Origin of the sequence: Haemophilus haemolyticus (genome assembly GCF_003352385.1) — a bacterium.
In the GTDB taxonomy this organism is placed as follows: Bacteria; Pseudomonadota; Gammaproteobacteria; order Enterobacterales; family Pasteurellaceae; genus Haemophilus; species Haemophilus haemolyticus_I.
In genome coordinates, this window is record NZ_CP031243.1 from 1,606,722 (window position 1) to 1,623,544 (window position 16,823).

General features: G+C 38.2%; 15 protein-coding genes. 1 reads left to right on the top strand and 14 read right to left on the bottom strand.

The window, feature by feature from the left end; genetic code table 11:
- Positions 1-11: 11 nt before the first annotated feature.
- The 14 genes from DV428_RS07780 to DV428_RS07845 form a co-directional block, all read right to left on the bottom strand.
- Positions 12-776 (bottom strand): cell division protein FtsQ/DivIB, encoded by a 765-nt coding sequence (locus DV428_RS07780; protein WP_114909299.1) that lies wholly within the window; start codon positions 774-776, stop codon positions 12-14.
- The gene (locus DV428_RS07785; RefSeq protein WP_114909300.1) at positions 776-1,696 is read right to left on the bottom strand and encodes a D-alanine--D-alanine ligase; all 921 of its coding nucleotides are present in this window, start codon (positions 1,694-1,696) and stop codon (positions 776-778) included. Before DV428_RS07785 ends, DV428_RS07780 begins: the two co-directional genes overlap by 1 nt.
- Before the next feature lie 85 nt (positions 1,697-1,781).
- On the bottom strand, positions 1,782-3,209 hold the full coding sequence (gene murC, locus DV428_RS07790) for a UDP-N-acetylmuramate--L-alanine ligase (RefSeq protein WP_114909301.1): 1,428 nt from the start codon (positions 3,207-3,209) through the stop codon (positions 1,782-1,784).
- A gap of 96 nt (positions 3,210-3,305) precedes the next feature.
- Positions 3,306-4,361 (bottom strand): undecaprenyldiphospho-muramoylpentapeptide beta-N-acetylglucosaminyltransferase, encoded by a 1,056-nt coding sequence (gene murG, locus DV428_RS07795; protein ID WP_114909302.1) that lies wholly within the window; start codon positions 4,359-4,361, stop codon positions 3,306-3,308.
- 11 nt (positions 4,362-4,372) lie between these two features.
- Positions 4,373-5,557 (bottom strand): putative lipid II flippase FtsW, encoded by a 1,185-nt coding sequence (gene ftsW / locus DV428_RS07800; RefSeq protein WP_005630352.1) that lies wholly within the window; start codon positions 5,555-5,557, stop codon positions 4,373-4,375.
- A gap of 22 nt (positions 5,558-5,579) precedes the next feature.
- A complete protein-coding gene (murD, locus tag DV428_RS07805; RefSeq protein ID WP_114909303.1) occupies positions 5,580-6,893 on the bottom strand; it encodes a UDP-N-acetylmuramoyl-L-alanine--D-glutamate ligase in 1,314 nt (437 codons plus the stop codon).
- 121 nt (positions 6,894-7,014) lie between these two features.
- A complete protein-coding gene (gene mraY / locus DV428_RS07810; protein ID WP_005630348.1) occupies positions 7,015-8,097 on the bottom strand; it encodes a phospho-N-acetylmuramoyl-pentapeptide-transferase in 1,083 nt (360 codons plus the stop codon).
- Positions 8,091-9,464 (bottom strand): UDP-N-acetylmuramoyl-tripeptide--D-alanyl-D-alanine ligase, encoded by a 1,374-nt coding sequence (gene murF, locus DV428_RS07815; protein WP_114909304.1) that lies wholly within the window; start codon positions 9,462-9,464, stop codon positions 8,091-8,093. Before murF ends, mraY begins: the two co-directional genes overlap by 7 nt.
- A 13-nt stretch (positions 9,465-9,477) precedes the next feature.
- Complete coding sequence (gene murE / locus DV428_RS07820) at positions 9,478-10,944, bottom strand: UDP-N-acetylmuramoyl-L-alanyl-D-glutamate--2,6-diaminopimelate ligase (protein ID WP_114909305.1); 1,467 nt, start codon at positions 10,942-10,944, stop codon at positions 9,478-9,480.
- 9 nt (positions 10,945-10,953) lie between these two features.
- Positions 10,954-12,786 carry a penicillin-binding transpeptidase domain-containing protein gene (locus DV428_RS07825; RefSeq protein WP_114909306.1) on the bottom strand — a complete coding sequence of 611 codons (1,833 nt, stop codon included), beginning with the start codon at positions 12,784-12,786 and terminating at the stop codon, positions 10,954-10,956.
- 12 nt (positions 12,787-12,798) lie between these two features.
- Positions 12,799-13,122 (bottom strand): cell division protein FtsL, encoded by a 324-nt coding sequence (ftsL, locus tag DV428_RS07830; RefSeq protein ID WP_114909307.1) that lies wholly within the window; start codon positions 13,120-13,122, stop codon positions 12,799-12,801.
- Positions 13,123-13,124: 2 nt separating this feature from the next.
- Positions 13,125-14,090, bottom strand: coding sequence for a 16S rRNA (cytosine(1402)-N(4))-methyltransferase RsmH (gene rsmH, locus DV428_RS07835; RefSeq protein ID WP_114909308.1), 966 nt, complete (start codon positions 14,088-14,090; stop codon positions 13,125-13,127).
- 37 nt (positions 14,091-14,127) lie between these two features.
- Positions 14,128-14,583: a division/cell wall cluster transcriptional repressor MraZ gene (gene mraZ / locus DV428_RS07840; RefSeq protein WP_053465430.1), complete on the bottom strand. Its 456-nt coding sequence runs from the start codon at positions 14,581-14,583 to the stop codon at positions 14,128-14,130.
- Between the two features lie 205 nt (positions 14,584-14,788).
- Positions 14,789-16,375 (bottom strand): carbon starvation CstA family protein, encoded by a 1,587-nt coding sequence (locus DV428_RS07845; protein ID WP_114909309.1) that lies wholly within the window; start codon positions 16,373-16,375, stop codon positions 14,789-14,791.
- Between the two features lie 198 nt (positions 16,376-16,573).
- On the opposite strand from DV428_RS07845, the gene DV428_RS07850 reads away from it, so the two are divergent.
- Complete coding sequence (locus DV428_RS07850) at positions 16,574-16,807, top strand: zinc ribbon domain-containing protein (protein WP_114909310.1); 234 nt, start codon at positions 16,574-16,576, stop codon at positions 16,805-16,807.
- The last annotated feature ends 16 nt before the right edge of the window (positions 16,808-16,823 follow it).

Consider the following 16,823-nt stretch of genomic DNA (forward strand, 5'->3'; position numbering starts at 1 on the left):
GCACCTAGTTTTTATTTATCAGCCATACCCACTGCAGCGCCTGCCGCATATCGTAAATCTACATAATCTATTTTTTTATTTTCTGGAACATCAACTTGCGGATAAATCGTGACAAATCGTTCAAGCTTAGATTTCCATTCTCCACGACCTAACTTTAACACAATGTCATTATCAAGTGTTACTTGCCATGCACCGCGTTCATCAATATTCATGCCTTTTGCAATTAAATTTTTTGATTTAAAATCGGCATAAATCTGATTCCATGCTTCCAATACTTTTAAACTTTGATAATCAGGCCCCCCTAAATAAGGCAAAGCATTCTCTTTTAAGCGTTCAATTGGAAGTTGAAATACAACGCCATCCTGAGTAACAAATTGATTCTGATTCCAAAATGCCACTGGTTGATATTCAGTAATCCAAATACTTAAACGATTTGGCCATATTTTTCGCACAATTGAACTTTTAACCCAAGGTAAAGCTTCTATTTGTGCTTGAATTGGCTCAACATCTTGCCCCCAAAAGCCTTTAAGAGTGCCCATTTTTAATAAACTTTCCTTAATATCGGCATCCGTAGTAAAAACCTTTTGTCCAGCCAATGCAAAACCGCTAATAGGCTTATCATCCATTTTCTCTAGCAGAGTTTGCCAATTAAAATAGATACCAAGAGCAAAAAGTATACCAAGCAAAGCCAAGAAAGCCCGAATATGAAAATAATATTTAGGCTTTTGTTCACCAAAACGAATATTCTGTGGAGTTTTCCTTTTCAGAATGTTCATTACACACTTAGCTCCAAAATTTTCACAACAAGCTGTTCAAAAGAAATTCCCACGCTTGCGGCAGATTTTGGGAATAAACTGTGGCTCGTCATTCCTGGATTCGTATTCACTTCAACTAAACGAAAATCACCTTTCGCATCGCACATGACATCAATACGGCTCCAACCACGACAACCCACCGCATTATAAGCGCGTTTTACTAATAGAGCTAACTCTTGCTCACGCTCAGATGTTAAACCTGCAGGACAGAAATATTGAGTATTATCAGAAATATATTTCGCATTGTAATCATAGAACTCACCTTCAGGAACAATACGAATAGCCGGAAGCACTTGACTATCCAATACAGGCACAGTTAATTCATCGCCAGATAACCATTCTTCAATCAGAATCGTATTATCAAATTTAAGTGCATATTCCACCGCACTTTTTAGCTCATCCACGGCTTTAACTTTAGTTAATCCAACACTAGAGCCTTCTAAAGAAGGTTTCACCATTAATGGTAAACCTAGTTTTTCCACTACAGCCTGAGCGTCTAATTCAGCAAAGGTTTCTCGAGTTACCACTTCCATATCTGCTACAGGTAATCCAAATGCTTTCCACAACATTTTTGTACGCATTTTATCCATAGTTAATGCAGAAGCCATCACTCCACAACCAGTGTAAGGTAAACCGATTTGCTCTAATAAACCTTGCATTATGCCATCTTCACCACCTCGACCATGCAAAATATTAAACACTCGATGAAAACCATCCTTTTTAAGATTAGCAACATTATATTCTTTAGGATCAATAGGATGAGCATCATAACCTTGGTTTAATAAAGCCTCTAATACCGCTTTACCTGAATTGAGAGAAACTTCACGCTCAGCGGATGTTCCGCCTAATAACACTGCAATTTTTTCTTGTTTTAAATTCATTTTATCCTACTTATATATCTTATTCTGATGGCCTTAGTTAATAGATAAGACCATCTCAAATTTCTAAAATCTATTTATAAAAGTCTTAATTTTTCCAAGATTGAGCTAAGCCACGAGAGATTTTACTTACGCTACCCGCACCTTGTGCCAAAATCAAATCGCCATCTTGAATAATTTGATCAAGAACGTCGCCTAATTGTGATGTGTCAGAAACCAAGATTGGATCGATTTTTCCTAAATTTCTAATTGAACGACAAAGAGATTTACTATCAGCTCCAACAATTGGGGCTTCTCCTGCTGCGTACACATCAAGCATAATTAATGCATCCACTTGTGAAAGCACTTGTACAAAATCATCAAATAAATCACGAGTACGAGAATAACGATGAGGTTGGAAAACCATCACAATACGTTTATCTCCCCATCCTTCTCGTGCGGCTTTAATCGTTACGTCCACTTCTGTTGGGTGATGACCATAATCATCAACTAAACGAACCTTACCATTTGGACGAATGAATTCACCTAACTGATCAAAACGACGGCCTGCACCTTGGAAATCAGCGAGTGCTTCTAAAATAGCCTCATTGCCAATACCTTCTTCCTTTGCTACAACAAGTGCAGCCGTTGCATTTAACGCATTATGTTTTCCAGGAACATTTAACAGAACATTAATACGCTCATTATCTGGGCAAATCACTGTGTAATGCCCTTGAAAACCTGTTTGTTCATAATCTTCAATGCGATAATCTGCATGTTCACTAAAACCATATGTAATCACTTGACGACCAACTTTTGGCACAAGTTCCATTAATACAGGATCATCTGCACACATCACAGCTAAACCATAGAATGGCAAATTATGCAGGAATTTTACATAGGTGGCTTTCATTTTTTCGAAATCACCTTCGTAAGTATCCATATGATCTGGTTCCATGTTAGTCACAACAGATACCATTGGCTGCAAATGTAAAAACGAGGCGTCGCTTTCATCCGCTTCAGCAATTAAATAACGACTTGCTCCTAGATGTGCATTTTTACCTGCAGATTTAACCAAACCACCATTAACGAACGTTGGATCGAGCTTTGCTTGAGTGTAAATCATGGAAATCATAGCGGTTGTTGTCGTCTTCCCATGTGTTCCTGCAACAGCAATACCATGACGGAAACGCATGATTTCAGCCAACATTTGTGCTCGTTGAATCACTGGAATACGTTTTTGTTTCGCTGCAACTAATTCAGGGTTATCATCTTTTATCGCGCTAGATACGACAACAACACTAGCACCTTCAATATGTTCTTCTGCATGGCCAATGTAGATTTTTGCTCCAGCTTGAGCTAAACGCTGAGTTACTAAGCCGTCAGCAATATCTGAGCCAGAGATTTGATAGCCTTCATTCAATAAAATCTCAGCAATACCACTCATTCCCGCGCCACCAATTCCAATAAAATGAATTTGTTGCACTCGACGCATTTCAGGGATAATTTTTCTAATTTCTTCGTGGGAATGTTTCATTTATTTTTCCTTTTTGACACATTGGCAAAATATTGGTGCCTATTCTAAAAGTGCGGTTAAAAATCGCAATATTTTTCTTATTCTTTGGAATATCAATTAGTTTGAGTTTTCTATAATAACCTCAGCAACTCGCTGTGCAGAGAGAGGTGTCGACATTGCTTTCGCTTTCTCAGCCATTTGTAATAAATTTTCACGAGTAAAGTTTTTTAAATAATTCACCAGAATTTCAGGCGTTAAATCTGCCTGTTCTACAATCTTTGCAGCCCCTACATCAGCCAAATATTTCGCATTCAAATATTGTTGACGATCTTTATGCTGGAAAGGTACAAAAATAGCTGCTGCACCAACTGCCGCAATTTCACATACAGTTAATGCGCCAGAACGGCAAATTATCACATCAGCCCAGGCATAAGCCTCAGCCATATCATCAATAAATTCTGTTATTTTAACTTGTTCTGAATTCTCACCATAAAGTTTGGTAACTTCTTCTACCACACCTTTACCTACTTGATGACGAACGTATAATTTATCTGCAAGCTGGGCGACTACTTTAGGTAAAGTATGATTAAGCACTCTCGCTCCTTGGCTACCACCAACCACTAAGACACGTAATTTTTCCTCACGCTCAGAAAAACGGAGCGTTGGATATGGCATCTTAAATAAATCTTCTCGAACTGGATTTCCTACAACTTCAGCATGAGGAAAAGCACTTGGAAATGCTTGCAATACGCGAGTAGCAATTTTAGCTAACCATTTATTCGTTAAACCTGCTATCGCATTTTGTTCATGCAAAATTATCGATACACCACAAAGTTTTGCAGCAATACCGCCAGGACCTGAAACATATCCCCCCATTCCAAGTACCGCGTCAGGCTTTTCTTCTTGAATAATTTTTTTTGCCTGCAACACAGCACGGAAAATCGCAAAAGGAGCGCTTAATAAAGCTTTTATACCTTTACCACGCAAACCCGAAATTTGGATAAATCTAATCGGGATTCCATGTTTTGGTACAAGGTGAGCCTCCATTCGATCTTTGGTACCTAACCAGCAAATATCCCATCCTTGTTTTTGTAAAAATTGGGCCACTGCTATCGCTGGAAAAACATGACCGCCAGTTCCACCAGCCATTACTAATAATTTTTTATTTTTCATCTTCTTTATCTCTAATCATCGCGTAGGCGTGCTTGGCCCGCGCGAAGTAAACGGTTTTCGTGATCAATACGTAATAAAATGCCAATAGTCGCTGACATAATGATAATACTCGAACCACCATAACTCACGAGTGGGAAGGTTAAACCTTTAGTCGGCAACATTCCAAGCGCCATACCTAAATTAACAAAGCCTTGGAAGAAAATCCAAAAGCCAATGCCTAACGCTAAAAATCCTCTAAAACGTTGTTCTAACATTAAAGATTCTTTACCAATCTTCAGGGCGCGAAAAACAAGTAAACCGAGCAAAATAACAACAATTAAAATGCCTATAAAGCCAAACTCTTCACCAATAATAGCCATGATAAAGTCAGTATGCGCTTCAGGTAAATAATCTAGTTTTTGAATTGAATTACCTAACCCTTCCCCCGTTATTTCACCACGACCAAATGCCATAAGAGAGTTCGTTAATTGGAAGCCTGTACCATAAGGGTCTTTAAATGGATCTAAAAAACCGGTGAAACGTTTTAAACGATAAGAGGCAGAGATGATTAACCAAGCGCCAAGAATTACACCTGTTGCACCAAGCAAAATAAATTGGAAAAAGTGCGCGCCGACGATAAATAGCATACCGAAAGTAATAACAAACAGTACAACTGTACTTCCCATATCAGGCTGAACTAATAGGAACATCCCCATCACGCCCATCACAATAAAGGGTTTTATCGCACTAAATTTTCTACCTCGAACCTCATCATAACGACGAGTAAAATAGCTTGCCAAGAAACAAGTCAGTGCAAGCTTCGCAAATTCGGCTGGCTGAAAATTCAAAATTCCCAATGAAATCCAACGTTTAGCACCATTGACTGATGTACCGATAAATAATACAGCTATCAATAAAGCCACGGCTGCCCAGAAAATATTTACATTCCATTTTTCCAACTTTTCAGTTGGAATATACAACATGGCATAACAAGTCGCTAAAGAAAGAAATACATAAAAAGCATCGCGTTTTGCAAAGTAAAAAGGATCATTAAATAAACGAGAGCTATAAGGAATAGATGCAGATGTTACCGAAACTAAACCAATTAAAAGCAAAATAACAAATAACCAAAATAGCGCACGATCATACAGCAAACCTTGCGGTGTGATGCGTGTCCATTCATCGTAATTTTTTTTGATATTCTGTAAAAATTCCATCTTATTTTTATTAATGACTAAATTAGGCTGAATATTGCGCTAAACGAGTAAATTCTTCACCGCGCTTTTCAAAAGAGGCAAACTGATCGAGGCTTGCACAAGCTGGCGACAATAATACCATATCTCCGTTTTGCAATGTTGGGCGTAAAAATTCTATCGCTTGTTCCATTGTATCGAACAAATAACTTTGCGATGAAAGCTTAGCGAGTTGCGCACCATCTCGACCAAAACAATAACAAATAATGTGTGGTTGATTAATTAAGTCAGCTAATTCCGAAAAATCAGCCCCTTTTCCATCACCACCTAACAACAAATGCAATTTGCCTTCCACATAAAGTCCTGCTAATGCGGCAACTGTACTCCCCACATTTGTTGCTTTAGAGTCATTAATCCAACGGATGCCATTAGCTTGATGCGCTAATTGAAAACGATGATCTAATCCTTTGAAATGACGAAGTGCGGTACGAATTGAATCTAAATTAATACCGACAGCTTGTGCCAATGCCGTTGCTGCCAAAATGTTCATATAATTATGACGACCGACTAATGTGGCTTCTTCACAAGGCAAAATCACTTCATCTTTTGCCATTAAATATTGCTTGCCGTTTTCCGTTTTTAGCCAATAATCTGCTGTATTTTCCGCAAAAAAAACGTTTTGTTTCGCTTGATTTTCACCTTCACCAAAAGTCAGCTTATCCTCATTATTCAAAACTCCGACCTCAGCATTGTGATAAATGCGTAATTTTGCTTGGCGATAATCTTCTAAATCCACATAGCGATCCATATGATCTTCAGTCACGTTCAAGACAGTTGCAGCGGCAGCTTTTAAGCTGTAAGTTGTTTCAAGCTGAAAACTAGACAGCTCTAATACATAAAGTTCACAATCTTCATTCAACAATGACAAAGCGGGAATCCCAATATTTCCCCCCATACCAACTTTCACGCCAGCAGCTTTCGCCATTTCATAAACTAAAGTAGTCACGGTACTTTTTCCATTTGAACCGGTAATCCCCACAATTGGCTTTGTCGCCGCGCGGCAGAATAATTCAATATCACCGATTACTTCTACGCCAGCTTTAAGTGCGGTTTGAATTTCAAGTGTTTTTACCGCAAGCCCTGGGCTAATAACAATAATATCGCTTTCAAGTAACCACTCCTGATTTAAACTACCAGTATGAAGAGGGATATTTTTAGGAAGTTTATCAACACCAGTAGGATTTTTTCGGGTATCAATCACACGAATATTAGCCTGTTGGGATAAAAGATAATCTACGCAAGAAAGACCTGTTTTGCCAAGCCCGATGATAGTAATATTTTTGTTTTGATAGGTGTTCATTTTTTTCTTCTTAAGTACTGTAAGTTTTAAACTATGTGACTGATGAGAATATAAATTTCTTTTACTAATGTAAAAAAGGTCGCCCTTTCAAAAACTGAAAGAGCGAGCCTAGCTATATTTATTAACGCAACTTCAAGGTGACCAATCCCATTAACACCAGCATTAAGGAAATAATCCAAAACCGAATAATCACTCTTGGCTCAGGCCATCCCTTCAATTCAAAATGGTGGTGAATCGGTGCCATTCTAAAAATGCGTTGTTTACGTAACTTATAAGAGCCCACTTGCAAAATAACAGAGAGCGCTTCAACAACAAATACCCCGCCCATTATCACAAGCAAAAATTCCTGACGAACTAGAATCGCCACGACACCAAGCGCTCCGCCTAATGCAAGGGAACCTACATCGCCCATAAAGACTTGTGCGGGATAAGTATTGAACCATAAGAATCCTAACCCTGCTCCAACAATGGCTGTACAGAACACAACCACTTCAGAACTGTATTTAATGTATGGGATGTGTAAGTATTCTGCGAAATTCACGTTACCTGTAGCCCAAGCAATTAAAGCAAACGCACCTGCAACAAGCGCAGTAGGCATAATCGCCAATCCATCCAAACCATCTGTTAAATTCACCGCATTACCGGTTCCAACAATCACAAAGTAAGACAACACAATATAGAACAAACCTAATTGAGGCATAATGTCTTTAAAGAATGGAATCACTAAACGGGTTGCATCAGTGTCGTGGCCAAGCCAATAAAGCCAAAGGATTGCCACTAATGCCACAACAGACATCCAGAAATATTTCCAACGAGCAATCAAACCATCTGTATTTTTACGGGTAATTTTACGGAAATCATCCACAAAACCAATTGCACCGTATCCAAATAATACAAATAAGCAGACCCAAATATAAGGATTAGCAAGATTTGCCCATAATAAAGTACTTACGCCAATAGAGAATAAAATCATCACACCGCCCATTGTGGGGGTGCCTTTTTTAGCAAAGTGACTTTCAGGACCATCATTTCGCACTTCTTGGCCAAATTTTAAAATCTGTAAACGCTTAATCACTTTTGGGCCAATCCAAAGTGAGATAAAAAGTGCGGTTAATAATGCAAGAATTGCACGGACAGTAATATAAGAAATCGCATTAAACGCGGTTTCATAACGAACAAGATATTCAGCAAGCCAGACTAACATTTAATTTTATCCTTTAATGAATAGATCACATCTTCCATTTTCATTGAGCGCGAGCCTTTTCCTAGCACCACGACTTTATTATTTTGTTGTAATTGGATTTCAATCAATGGTACAAGAAAATCAACCATCTCCACCTTATCAATAAAATGCTTACCCGAAACAACCTCAGAAATAACCGCACTTTCGTTGCCATAAGAACAAACTAAATCTAAATTTGCCGAATTAGCATGTTGTCCTACTTCACGATGAATAGCGAGAGAGTTTTCTCCTAACTCTTTCATATCGCCGACACACAAAATACGGAAAGCATCATAACTTTTTAGGACATCAATGGCAGCACAGAGAGAATCTTTATTCGCATTATAAGTATCATCTAACAGCAATAAATTAGGCGTTACTTGAATTGGGAATAAACGTCCTTTCACTTGTGAACGTTGTTCTAATCCAGATTTTACATCTGCAAGAGTGGCGCCGACATTCATTGCAAGTGCGGTTGCTGCCAAAGCATTTTTTACATTATGTTCACCAAGGTAAGGTAAGATAATCTCAATTTCACCTTGTGGGGAAATAAGTGTAAAAGTGGAACCTTGATCAGTATGATGGATATTTTTTGCGGAATAATCTTTACCGTTGAAATATTGAATTTCATGTTCACCGATTTCTTTTTGCCAAACATTTAAATGATTATGTTCTGCGTTAATAATCGCTACACCATTCAATGTTAAACCACGATAAATCTCACCTTTAGCTTGTGCAACGCCTTCTAAAGAACCAAAGCCTTCTAAATGCGCGGGCGCAATATTATTAATCAATGCGGCATCAGGTTGAGCTAATTTTGTGGTGTAATCAATTTCACCTTGATGATTTGCACCAAGTTCGATCACTGCGAAACGATGTTTTTCTGTTAAACGAAGAAGGGTTAAAGGCACACCAATATCATTATTAAAATTACCATTGGTAAAAAGTACCACGTCTGAATCACCAGCAGTATGTTGCAAAATACTTGCCGTCATTTCTTTCACCGTGGTTTTACCAGAAGACCCTGTCATCGCGACAGTACGCGGGTTAATTTTTTCACGTAACCATTTTGCAAGTTCTCCCAAAGCAATACGAGTATCCTTAACCACCAGTTGTGGAACAGAAATGGAAGAATTTTCTTGCTGAACAACAACGGCTACCGCACCTTGTGCTACCGCTTGTTCAAGATATTGGTGAGCATCAAACTTTTCACCTTTCAACGCAAAAAATAAACTATTTGATACGCTTTTTCGGGTATCTGTATTAATTTCTTCAACTTGCACATTTTTATCGCCAATTAATTTAGCTTGAAGAATCTGTGCTAATTGTTCAGTAGAGAGTTTAATCATAATTTAATTGTTATTATTTTAAAAAATCATGGGCAATTTCTTGGTCTGAAAAATGCACGATTTCAGTGCCAATAATTTGATAATTTTCATGGCCTTTGCCAGCAATTAAAATCACATCATTTTCAACCGCACTTTCAATCGCAAACTGAATGGCCTGTTCTCGATCGGGAATAATGCCGACTTTATCCATATTTTTAAAGCCAGCAACAATATCTGATTCAATTTGGCTTTGTGATTCTGTTCTAGGATTATCTTTTGTTACAATCACCTTTTCAGCAAACTGTTCTGCAACTTGTGCCATTAATGGACGTTTACCTCTATCGCGGTCTCCACCACAGCCAAAAATACACCATAACTCACCTTGGCAATGTTCACGCGCTGCCATCAAGGCTTTTTCTAGTGCGTCAGGTGTATGCGCATAATCTACAATAACTGTTGGTTTATTTGGATATTGAATCATTTCCATTCTTCCACATACTCCTTTCAAAGATTTCGCCGTAGCGAGTAAATTTTCCAATGGGTAACCAAATGATAATAACGTGGTCATCACTAATAACAAATTGCTTACATTGAAAGCACCGATTAATGGACTATGCAATACGCCATTACCCCAGCTAGATTCAAAAGTAATATCAGCGCCTTTAGCGTGATAGTAGATATTTGTTGCCTTCATCCATTGACGTGAGTTTGATTGGAAATCAGCGCTCGTACTTACCGCAATAGCATCAGGCAATTCACTTAACCATTGGCATCCAATCTCATCATCAGCATTAATCACTTTAATTTGCGTATCTAATTCGGTGAATAAGCGTTTTTTAGCGGAAGCATAATTTTCCATAGTCTGGTGATAATCTAGATGATCACGCGTTAAGTTCGTAAAAATCCCTGCTTTAAAACGCAGCGCCTCAACACGATGTTGTGCCAAACCATGCGATGAAACTTCAATAGAGGCAAAATCTGCGCCAGCTTGCTTAAAACTGGAAAGTGATGATTGGATTTCTACTGCTGAGCCAGTTGTATTTTTGGCTTCGACAACTTGACCTAAAAGGCCATTGCCAATAGTCCCCATCACAGCCGCACGATGACCTAATAACTCCGCCCATTGCGCTAATAATTGAGAAATAGTGGTTTTACCATTTGTCCCCGTGACACCAACAAGCGTTAATTTTTTAGAAGGCGAATCATAGAAAACATCCGCCAAAGATGAAAGATGACGCGCAAGTTGATAATATTTAACTACTGGCACATTCTCGATAAACGCCACAGTTAAATGCTCGCTAGATAATTCTGTCTCAGAAACCACCGCACTCGCACCAGAATGAATAGCAGAATCAATAAATTGATTTCCATCCACCTGATGACCTTTTATCGCCACAAAAAGATCGCCAGCTTTAACTTTACGGCTATCTAACACCATATTATGGAGTTCTATATCATTCTTTAATTCAGGCAAATTAAAAAGTGCGGTGAGTTTTTTCATAATTTTTCCTTAATTCACTTTTTGATTCTTGTGATCACCAACATACACTATACGTTTTGCGCTCTTTGTTGCTGTTTTTTCAGCAGGTTCAGCATCTTGCGGAATAGCATTTGCACGTAACGCATAACCCATAATGCTAGAGAATACAGGGGCAGAAACCGCACCACCATAATATTCGCCTGCTTTTGGATCATTGATCAAAATCACTAAAGCATAACGAGGGTCACTAATTGGTGCAATACCCGCAGTAAATGCCACATATTTCTTTACATAATGTCCATTTTCAATCTTACGTGCCGTACCCGTTTTCACGCCGACGCGGTAGCCTTCCACCATTGCGCGTTTATTTTTAATTGCGACTTTCTCTAAAATTCCCACAATATCTTTAGTTATTTTTTCAGAGAAAACCCGTTTCCCAATAACTGGCGGATCAACTTTAGTGATAGAAAGCGGGCGATAAACACCGAAACTACCAAGGGTTGCATAGGCACGAGCAACTTGTAAAGGTGTCGCAGTAATACCGTAACCATAAGCGACTGTTGCACGTTCAATATCTGCCCAGCGTTTACGGTTTGCGTTCAAAATCCCAACTTGTTCACCGATCAAGCCTAAATCTGTCGGTTTACTTAAACCTGCATTTTGATAAGTTTCCATCAATGCACTAGGTGGCATACGCAATGCAAGGCGACTCACACCACGGTTACTAGAATTAATTAAAATCTCATCTAAAGTTTGTTGTGCGCGAGGTGCAACGTCCACAATTTCTTTGCCACTCACGGTGAATGATCCCGTGTTGATAATTTCATCGCGGCGCACTACTCCGCGTTGAAGTGCGGTTAAAACTACGAAAGGTTTTACAGTAGAACCTGGCTCAAACGTATCGGTGATTGCACGGTTACGCATTAATTCTGATTTCACACCGACACGGTTGTTTGGATTGTAAGATGGTGCAGTAGCCATAGCCAATACTTCACCAGTTCGAACATCGACTAATACCGCAGTGCCAGACTCGGCATTATTATCAGACACCGCCTTTTTAATCTCACGATATACCATGGATTGTAATTTTTCATCGATACTTAAGGTGACATCTTGCGCATCATATTTTTTCTCATCCGCAATATGTTCAACAATATTTCCGCGTTTATCTTTACGAACAGTACGTGAACCATCTTTACCCACAAGCATGGAATTAAAGCTTTTCTCAATGCCCTCAATACCGTTTCCATCAATATCGGTATAACCCACCACATGCGCAGCTTCTTCTACGCGAGGATAAAAACGACGATGCTCAGTTTCTAAATTAATACCTTTAATCTTAAGTTTACGAATATAATCTGCTTTGTTAGATTCTACTTGACGGGCCAAATACAAATAACCAGATTTGGAATTCTTCTCGATTTTTTTCACCAAATCATTTTCGCTCATCCCCAACTCTTGAGCCAAAGCAGTAACCCGTTCTTTATCTGCAAGTGCATTTTCTTTTAACATGGTTTTCGGATCTGCAACCACAGCATTCATCGGTACACTTACAGATAAAAGCTGACCATTACGATCTAAAATTGAACCACGCACAGATAACACTTCATCTTTACGCAAAGAACGTTTATCAGCCTCTCCAGATAAGGTACTCGAATCAACAGACTGCACATAAGCCGCACGAGCAATTAAAGCACATAAACCAGCCAAAATAAAAAAAGCAGAAACTCCATAACGAACACGCATAAAACATTTTTCAAACACAATTTTCTGTTTGTTATGTTTTACGGTTTCAGGTGCGGTCAATTTTCTAATTGTTTTTTTTGCTTTACCTGATTTACGAGAAGAATTGAACTTAACCATCTTTTCTACCTATTATTCTCTAATTTCAACTTCTTGTTCTGGGGATAATGTTTTCATTTTTAAGGTGCCAACAGCAATAGACTCTACTCTAGTACTATCTCCCTCTGTTGCTTCTTGTACTTGCAAATTTCGATATTCACTTTCAAGCGCTTGGCGCTGCAAAACCAATTGACCATTTTCAGAAATTAATCGACGAGTCTGATGAGTTACCCAAATCACGCCCATTGATGAAATCAAAATCGCCACCAATAACAACACAATTAATTTATTTGAAGAAAATAGATCTTCGACCAAAATCTGCTGTAACGGATAACGAGGTTTATTATTTTCAGACATCACTAAATTCTCTCCGCTACACGCAATACCGCACTTCTTGAACGAGGATTTGCTTGAATTTCTGCATCACTTGGTTGAATTGCTTTACCTATAGTTTTTAATTTTTGATTACGTTGAATTTGGTCTTCTCGCAGTGGTAAACCTTTAGGGATATCCTCACCTTTACTTTGTTTTTTCATAAAATGTTTCACCATTCTATCTTCTAAAGAATGGAAACTAATGATTGATAAACGCCCTTCTGGCGCTAGCATGTCTAAAGCAGAATTAAGTACACTTTCCAATTCATCTAATTCTGCATTGATGAAAATACGAATAGCTTGGAAACTGCGAGTCGCAGGATGTTTATGTTTATCTTTGAAAGGTACCGCTTGTGAAATAAGCTCAGCTAATTGACTAGTTCGCGATAAAAATTCTGTGCCATTTTTAGCCGCACTTTTGTTGTAACCAACAATGGCAGTGGCAATACGTTTAGCAAAACGTTCTTCGCCAAAAGTTTTCAAAACCCAGGTTAAATCCTCAACCGATACTTGTTTTAACCATTCTTCTGCTGATAAACCTTGAGTCGTGTCCATGCGCATATCAAGCGGGCCATCTTTCATAAAACTAAAACCACGCTCTGCTTCATCAAGCTGTGGGGATGACACACCAAGATCAAGCAAAATACCGTCAATTTTGCCCACTAAATTTAATTTTTCACAAATTTCAGGAATATGGGAAAAGCTGTTGTGTTCAATCTGAAAACGTGAATCTTGAATTTTTTGAGCTTCAGCAATGGCTCTAGGATCACGGTCAACGCCAATGAGACGACCATTTGAGGATAATTTAGAAAGGATTAAGCGAGAATGACCACCACGGCCAAAAGTACCGTCAATATAAATTCCATTTTCCTTCAATACCAAGCCATTCACGGCTTCGTGAAGTAAAACTGTGATATGTTCAGGTGAAGAAAAGGAATTTTCGGTATCCATAAATACAATATAAAAGTAAAAAACGGTGAATCATTTTCTATAATGAGAAATCTTTCAAAGCCTCAGACGCAAAGTCTGTACTTGAACCAATTTCCATATCTTCTTCAATTTGGGCATGCCATTCTACAGCACTCCAAATTTCAAATTTATTAAGTTGTCCTACCAACATTAAACCTTTTTCTAATTTTGCATGTTGACGTAATGGCCCACTAAGCAAAATACGGCCCTGAGCATCCATCTCACATTCAGTGGCGTGGCCAAGCATTACTCGTTGCAAACGGCGTTGGGTAGGATCAAAGTTAGAAAGTGCGAGAAGTTTTTGTTCGATTTTTTCCCATTCATCAAGGGGATAAAGTAAAAGGCAGGGTTGACGGATATCCACAGTGCAAACCATTTGCCCTTGATTCTTTTCAAGAATTTCAGAGCGATAGCGGGTTGGGATCGCTACGCGTCCCTTAGAATCTAAATTAACCGCTGTTGCACCACGAAACATATTACGCCTTAAAAATTGAACTTATTTTGAGAAATTTTTCTAAAAATCCCCACAAAACACCACTTTTCTCCACATCTGCCGTAAGTTTATAATTTGTTTGATTAAGTTGCAAGCGATTAACCCTGAAACAACCCTATTTTTTATCAAAATAAAAGCCGTTTGAGAAAATATCCCAAACGGCTTTTTTTAAACCAAATTATCTTGATTAATTATTCACATACGCTTCTTCATCACGCTCACCTAATGGCTTAAGCATAGCGAAGAATAACACGATACAAACAATTGTTGTTGCAAAACCAAGATAAACTGAAAGTTGATAATCTAAACCGAAACCGATTTTGTTGTAGAACAAGTAAGTTGCACATACTGTTGTAATAAACCAAGCCGGAATAGACGCAACCCAGTGGAATTTATGGTAGCGATATAAGTATGCTGCTGCAGTCCATAACATTACCATTGCAGTCATTTGGTTTGCCCAAGTGAAGTAACGCCATAATACGCTAAAGTCAATGGTTGAAACGAAATAGCCTAATACGAATAGTGGTACAGCAATTAATAAACGTTTAGGTAATGAACGTTGGTCGATATGGAAAATTTCCGCTAATTGTAAACGAGCAGCACGGAATGCGGTATCACCAGAAGTAATAGGTAAAACCACCACACCTAACACTGCAAAAATACCACCGATAAAACCTAAGAAGTGTAATGAACTGTCATATACAACTTTAGATGGTGAACCTGCTGCAATTGCATCTTGTAACGCTTGTGGGTTTTCATAGAATGCAAGACCAACCATACACCAGATTAACGCAATTACACCTTCAGCAATCATTGCACCGTAAAAGATAAAACGGCCTTCTTTTTCATTTTCAGCACAACGCGCCATTAAAGGAGTTTGAGTTGCATGGAAACCAGATAATGCACCACAAGAAATAGTTAAGAACAATAATGGCCAAATTGGAACATCACCTTTCACTTGGAAGTTTTGCGTGAATTTCTCTAAAGTTAAACCTTGACCATCTACATTGATAGTACGGAAGAACTCAATAGGATCAACAGCACTAAAGTGTGCAGAAACTAAGCCATACACCATACCCATAGACATAAATAGCAACAACGCGCCAAAGAGCGGATAGATTCGACCGATAATTTTGTCGATCGGTAATAAAGTCGCAAGAATATAGTAAGCAAAAATAATAATAGTCCAAACTGCAACAACAGTTGCTTTATCCATTCCCCATACTTTGATACCACCGGCTTCAACTGCATGATGAACAGCTTCAGCATCACCTAATTGTAACGCGCCTTGAGATGCGCCCAATAAGTCCATGGTAATCGTACCCATTAATTGAGCTGGGCTTGATACAAATACAACACCTACTAATAATAAAAGTACAAGTGCTAATGTGTTAATAAATACTTTTACAGGACGACCTAAGAATTTACCGGCTAAATGAGGCATAGTTGCACCGCCATGACGGATACTTAACATACCACAGAAATAGTCATGCACTGCACCGGCAAAAATACAACCGATTACAATCCAAAGCATTGCCACTGGTCCGTATAACGCACCAAGAATCGGACCAAAAATAGGACCAGTTCCAGCAATGTTTAATAATTGAATTAACCAAATTTTGGTTTTTGACATTGGCATATAATCCACGCCATCATTTACCTGGTAAGCAGGGGTCTGACGTTGTGGATTAATCACAAAGATTTTTTCGATAATTTTTCCATAAACAAAGTAACCAAGAATCAAAATGGCTACACAAAAGAAAAACCATAACATAGAAAGGCTCCTCAAAAGATAAAAGAAAGTATTTAGTAGATGCCCTAAACAAGCCGCAGTATTCTATTTCAAATTGTTCTAAATCAAAAATTGAATTTAAAGATTTTTATAGATTTGTGACTTATATCACATTTGTAAAATCTAAAAATTCAATTAATATACTAATAAATAAGTAATTTTATAATTATAGAGAAAAAGATGGCCTTAACTCGATGCCCTGAATGCAGAAAAAAGATTAGTGAAAATGCAAAAAACTGCCCTAATTGTGGTTTTTCTTTCAAACAAGCAGATTTAGAAATTTATAAACAACAATTAGAAAGACGTCGGCTGCATAATGCTGAAATCAATCGTAAAAGTACAAAACTCCACATAATTTGGTTTTGCATTTTTGCTATTTTTATCGCGCTGGCTAGTTGGATTACAAATAAATAGAAAAAATATCTCGTAT

Coding starts and splice junctions, on each gene's coding strand:
- DV428_RS07780 (WP_114909299.1), bottom strand. CDS start 776: ATGAACATTCTGAAAAGGAAAACTCCACAGAATATTCGTTTTGGTGAA.
- DV428_RS07785 (WP_114909300.1), bottom strand. CDS start 1,696: ATGAATTTAAAACAAGAAAAAATTGCAGTGTTATTAGGCGGAACATCC.
- murC (WP_114909301.1), bottom strand. CDS start 3,209: ATGAAACATTCCCACGAAGAAATTAGAAAAATTATCCCTGAAATGCGT.
- murG (WP_114909302.1), bottom strand. CDS start 4,361: ATGAAAAATAAAAAATTATTAGTAATGGCTGGTGGAACTGGCGGTCAT.
- ftsW (WP_005630352.1), bottom strand. CDS start 5,557: ATGGAATTTTTACAGAATATCAAAAAAAATTACGATGAATGGACACGC.
- murD (WP_114909303.1), bottom strand. CDS start 6,893: ATGAACACCTATCAAAACAAAAATATTACTATCATCGGGCTTGGCAAA.
- mraY (WP_005630348.1), bottom strand. CDS start 8,097: ATGTTAGTCTGGCTTGCTGAATATCTTGTTCGTTATGAAACCGCGTTT.
- murF (WP_114909304.1), bottom strand. CDS start 9,464: ATGATTAAACTCTCTACTGAACAATTAGCACAGATTCTTCAAGCTAAA.
- murE (WP_114909305.1), bottom strand. CDS start 10,944: ATGAAAAAACTCACCGCACTTTTTAATTTGCCTGAATTAAAGAATGAT.
- DV428_RS07825 (WP_114909306.1), bottom strand. CDS start 12,786: ATGGTTAAGTTCAATTCTTCTCGTAAATCAGGTAAAGCAAAAAAAACA.
- ftsL (WP_114909307.1), bottom strand. CDS start 13,122: ATGTCTGAAAATAATAAACCTCGTTATCCGTTACAGCAGATTTTGGTC.
- rsmH (WP_114909308.1), bottom strand. CDS start 14,090: ATGGATACCGAAAATTCCTTTTCTTCACCTGAACATATCACAGTTTTA.
- mraZ (WP_053465430.1), bottom strand. CDS start 14,583: ATGTTTCGTGGTGCAACAGCGGTTAATTTAGATTCTAAGGGACGCGTA.
- DV428_RS07845 (WP_114909309.1), bottom strand. CDS start 16,375: ATGTTATGGTTTTTCTTTTGTGTAGCCATTTTGATTCTTGGTTACTTT.
- DV428_RS07850 (WP_114909310.1), top strand. CDS start 16,574: ATGGCCTTAACTCGATGCCCTGAATGCAGAAAAAAGATTAGTGAAAAT.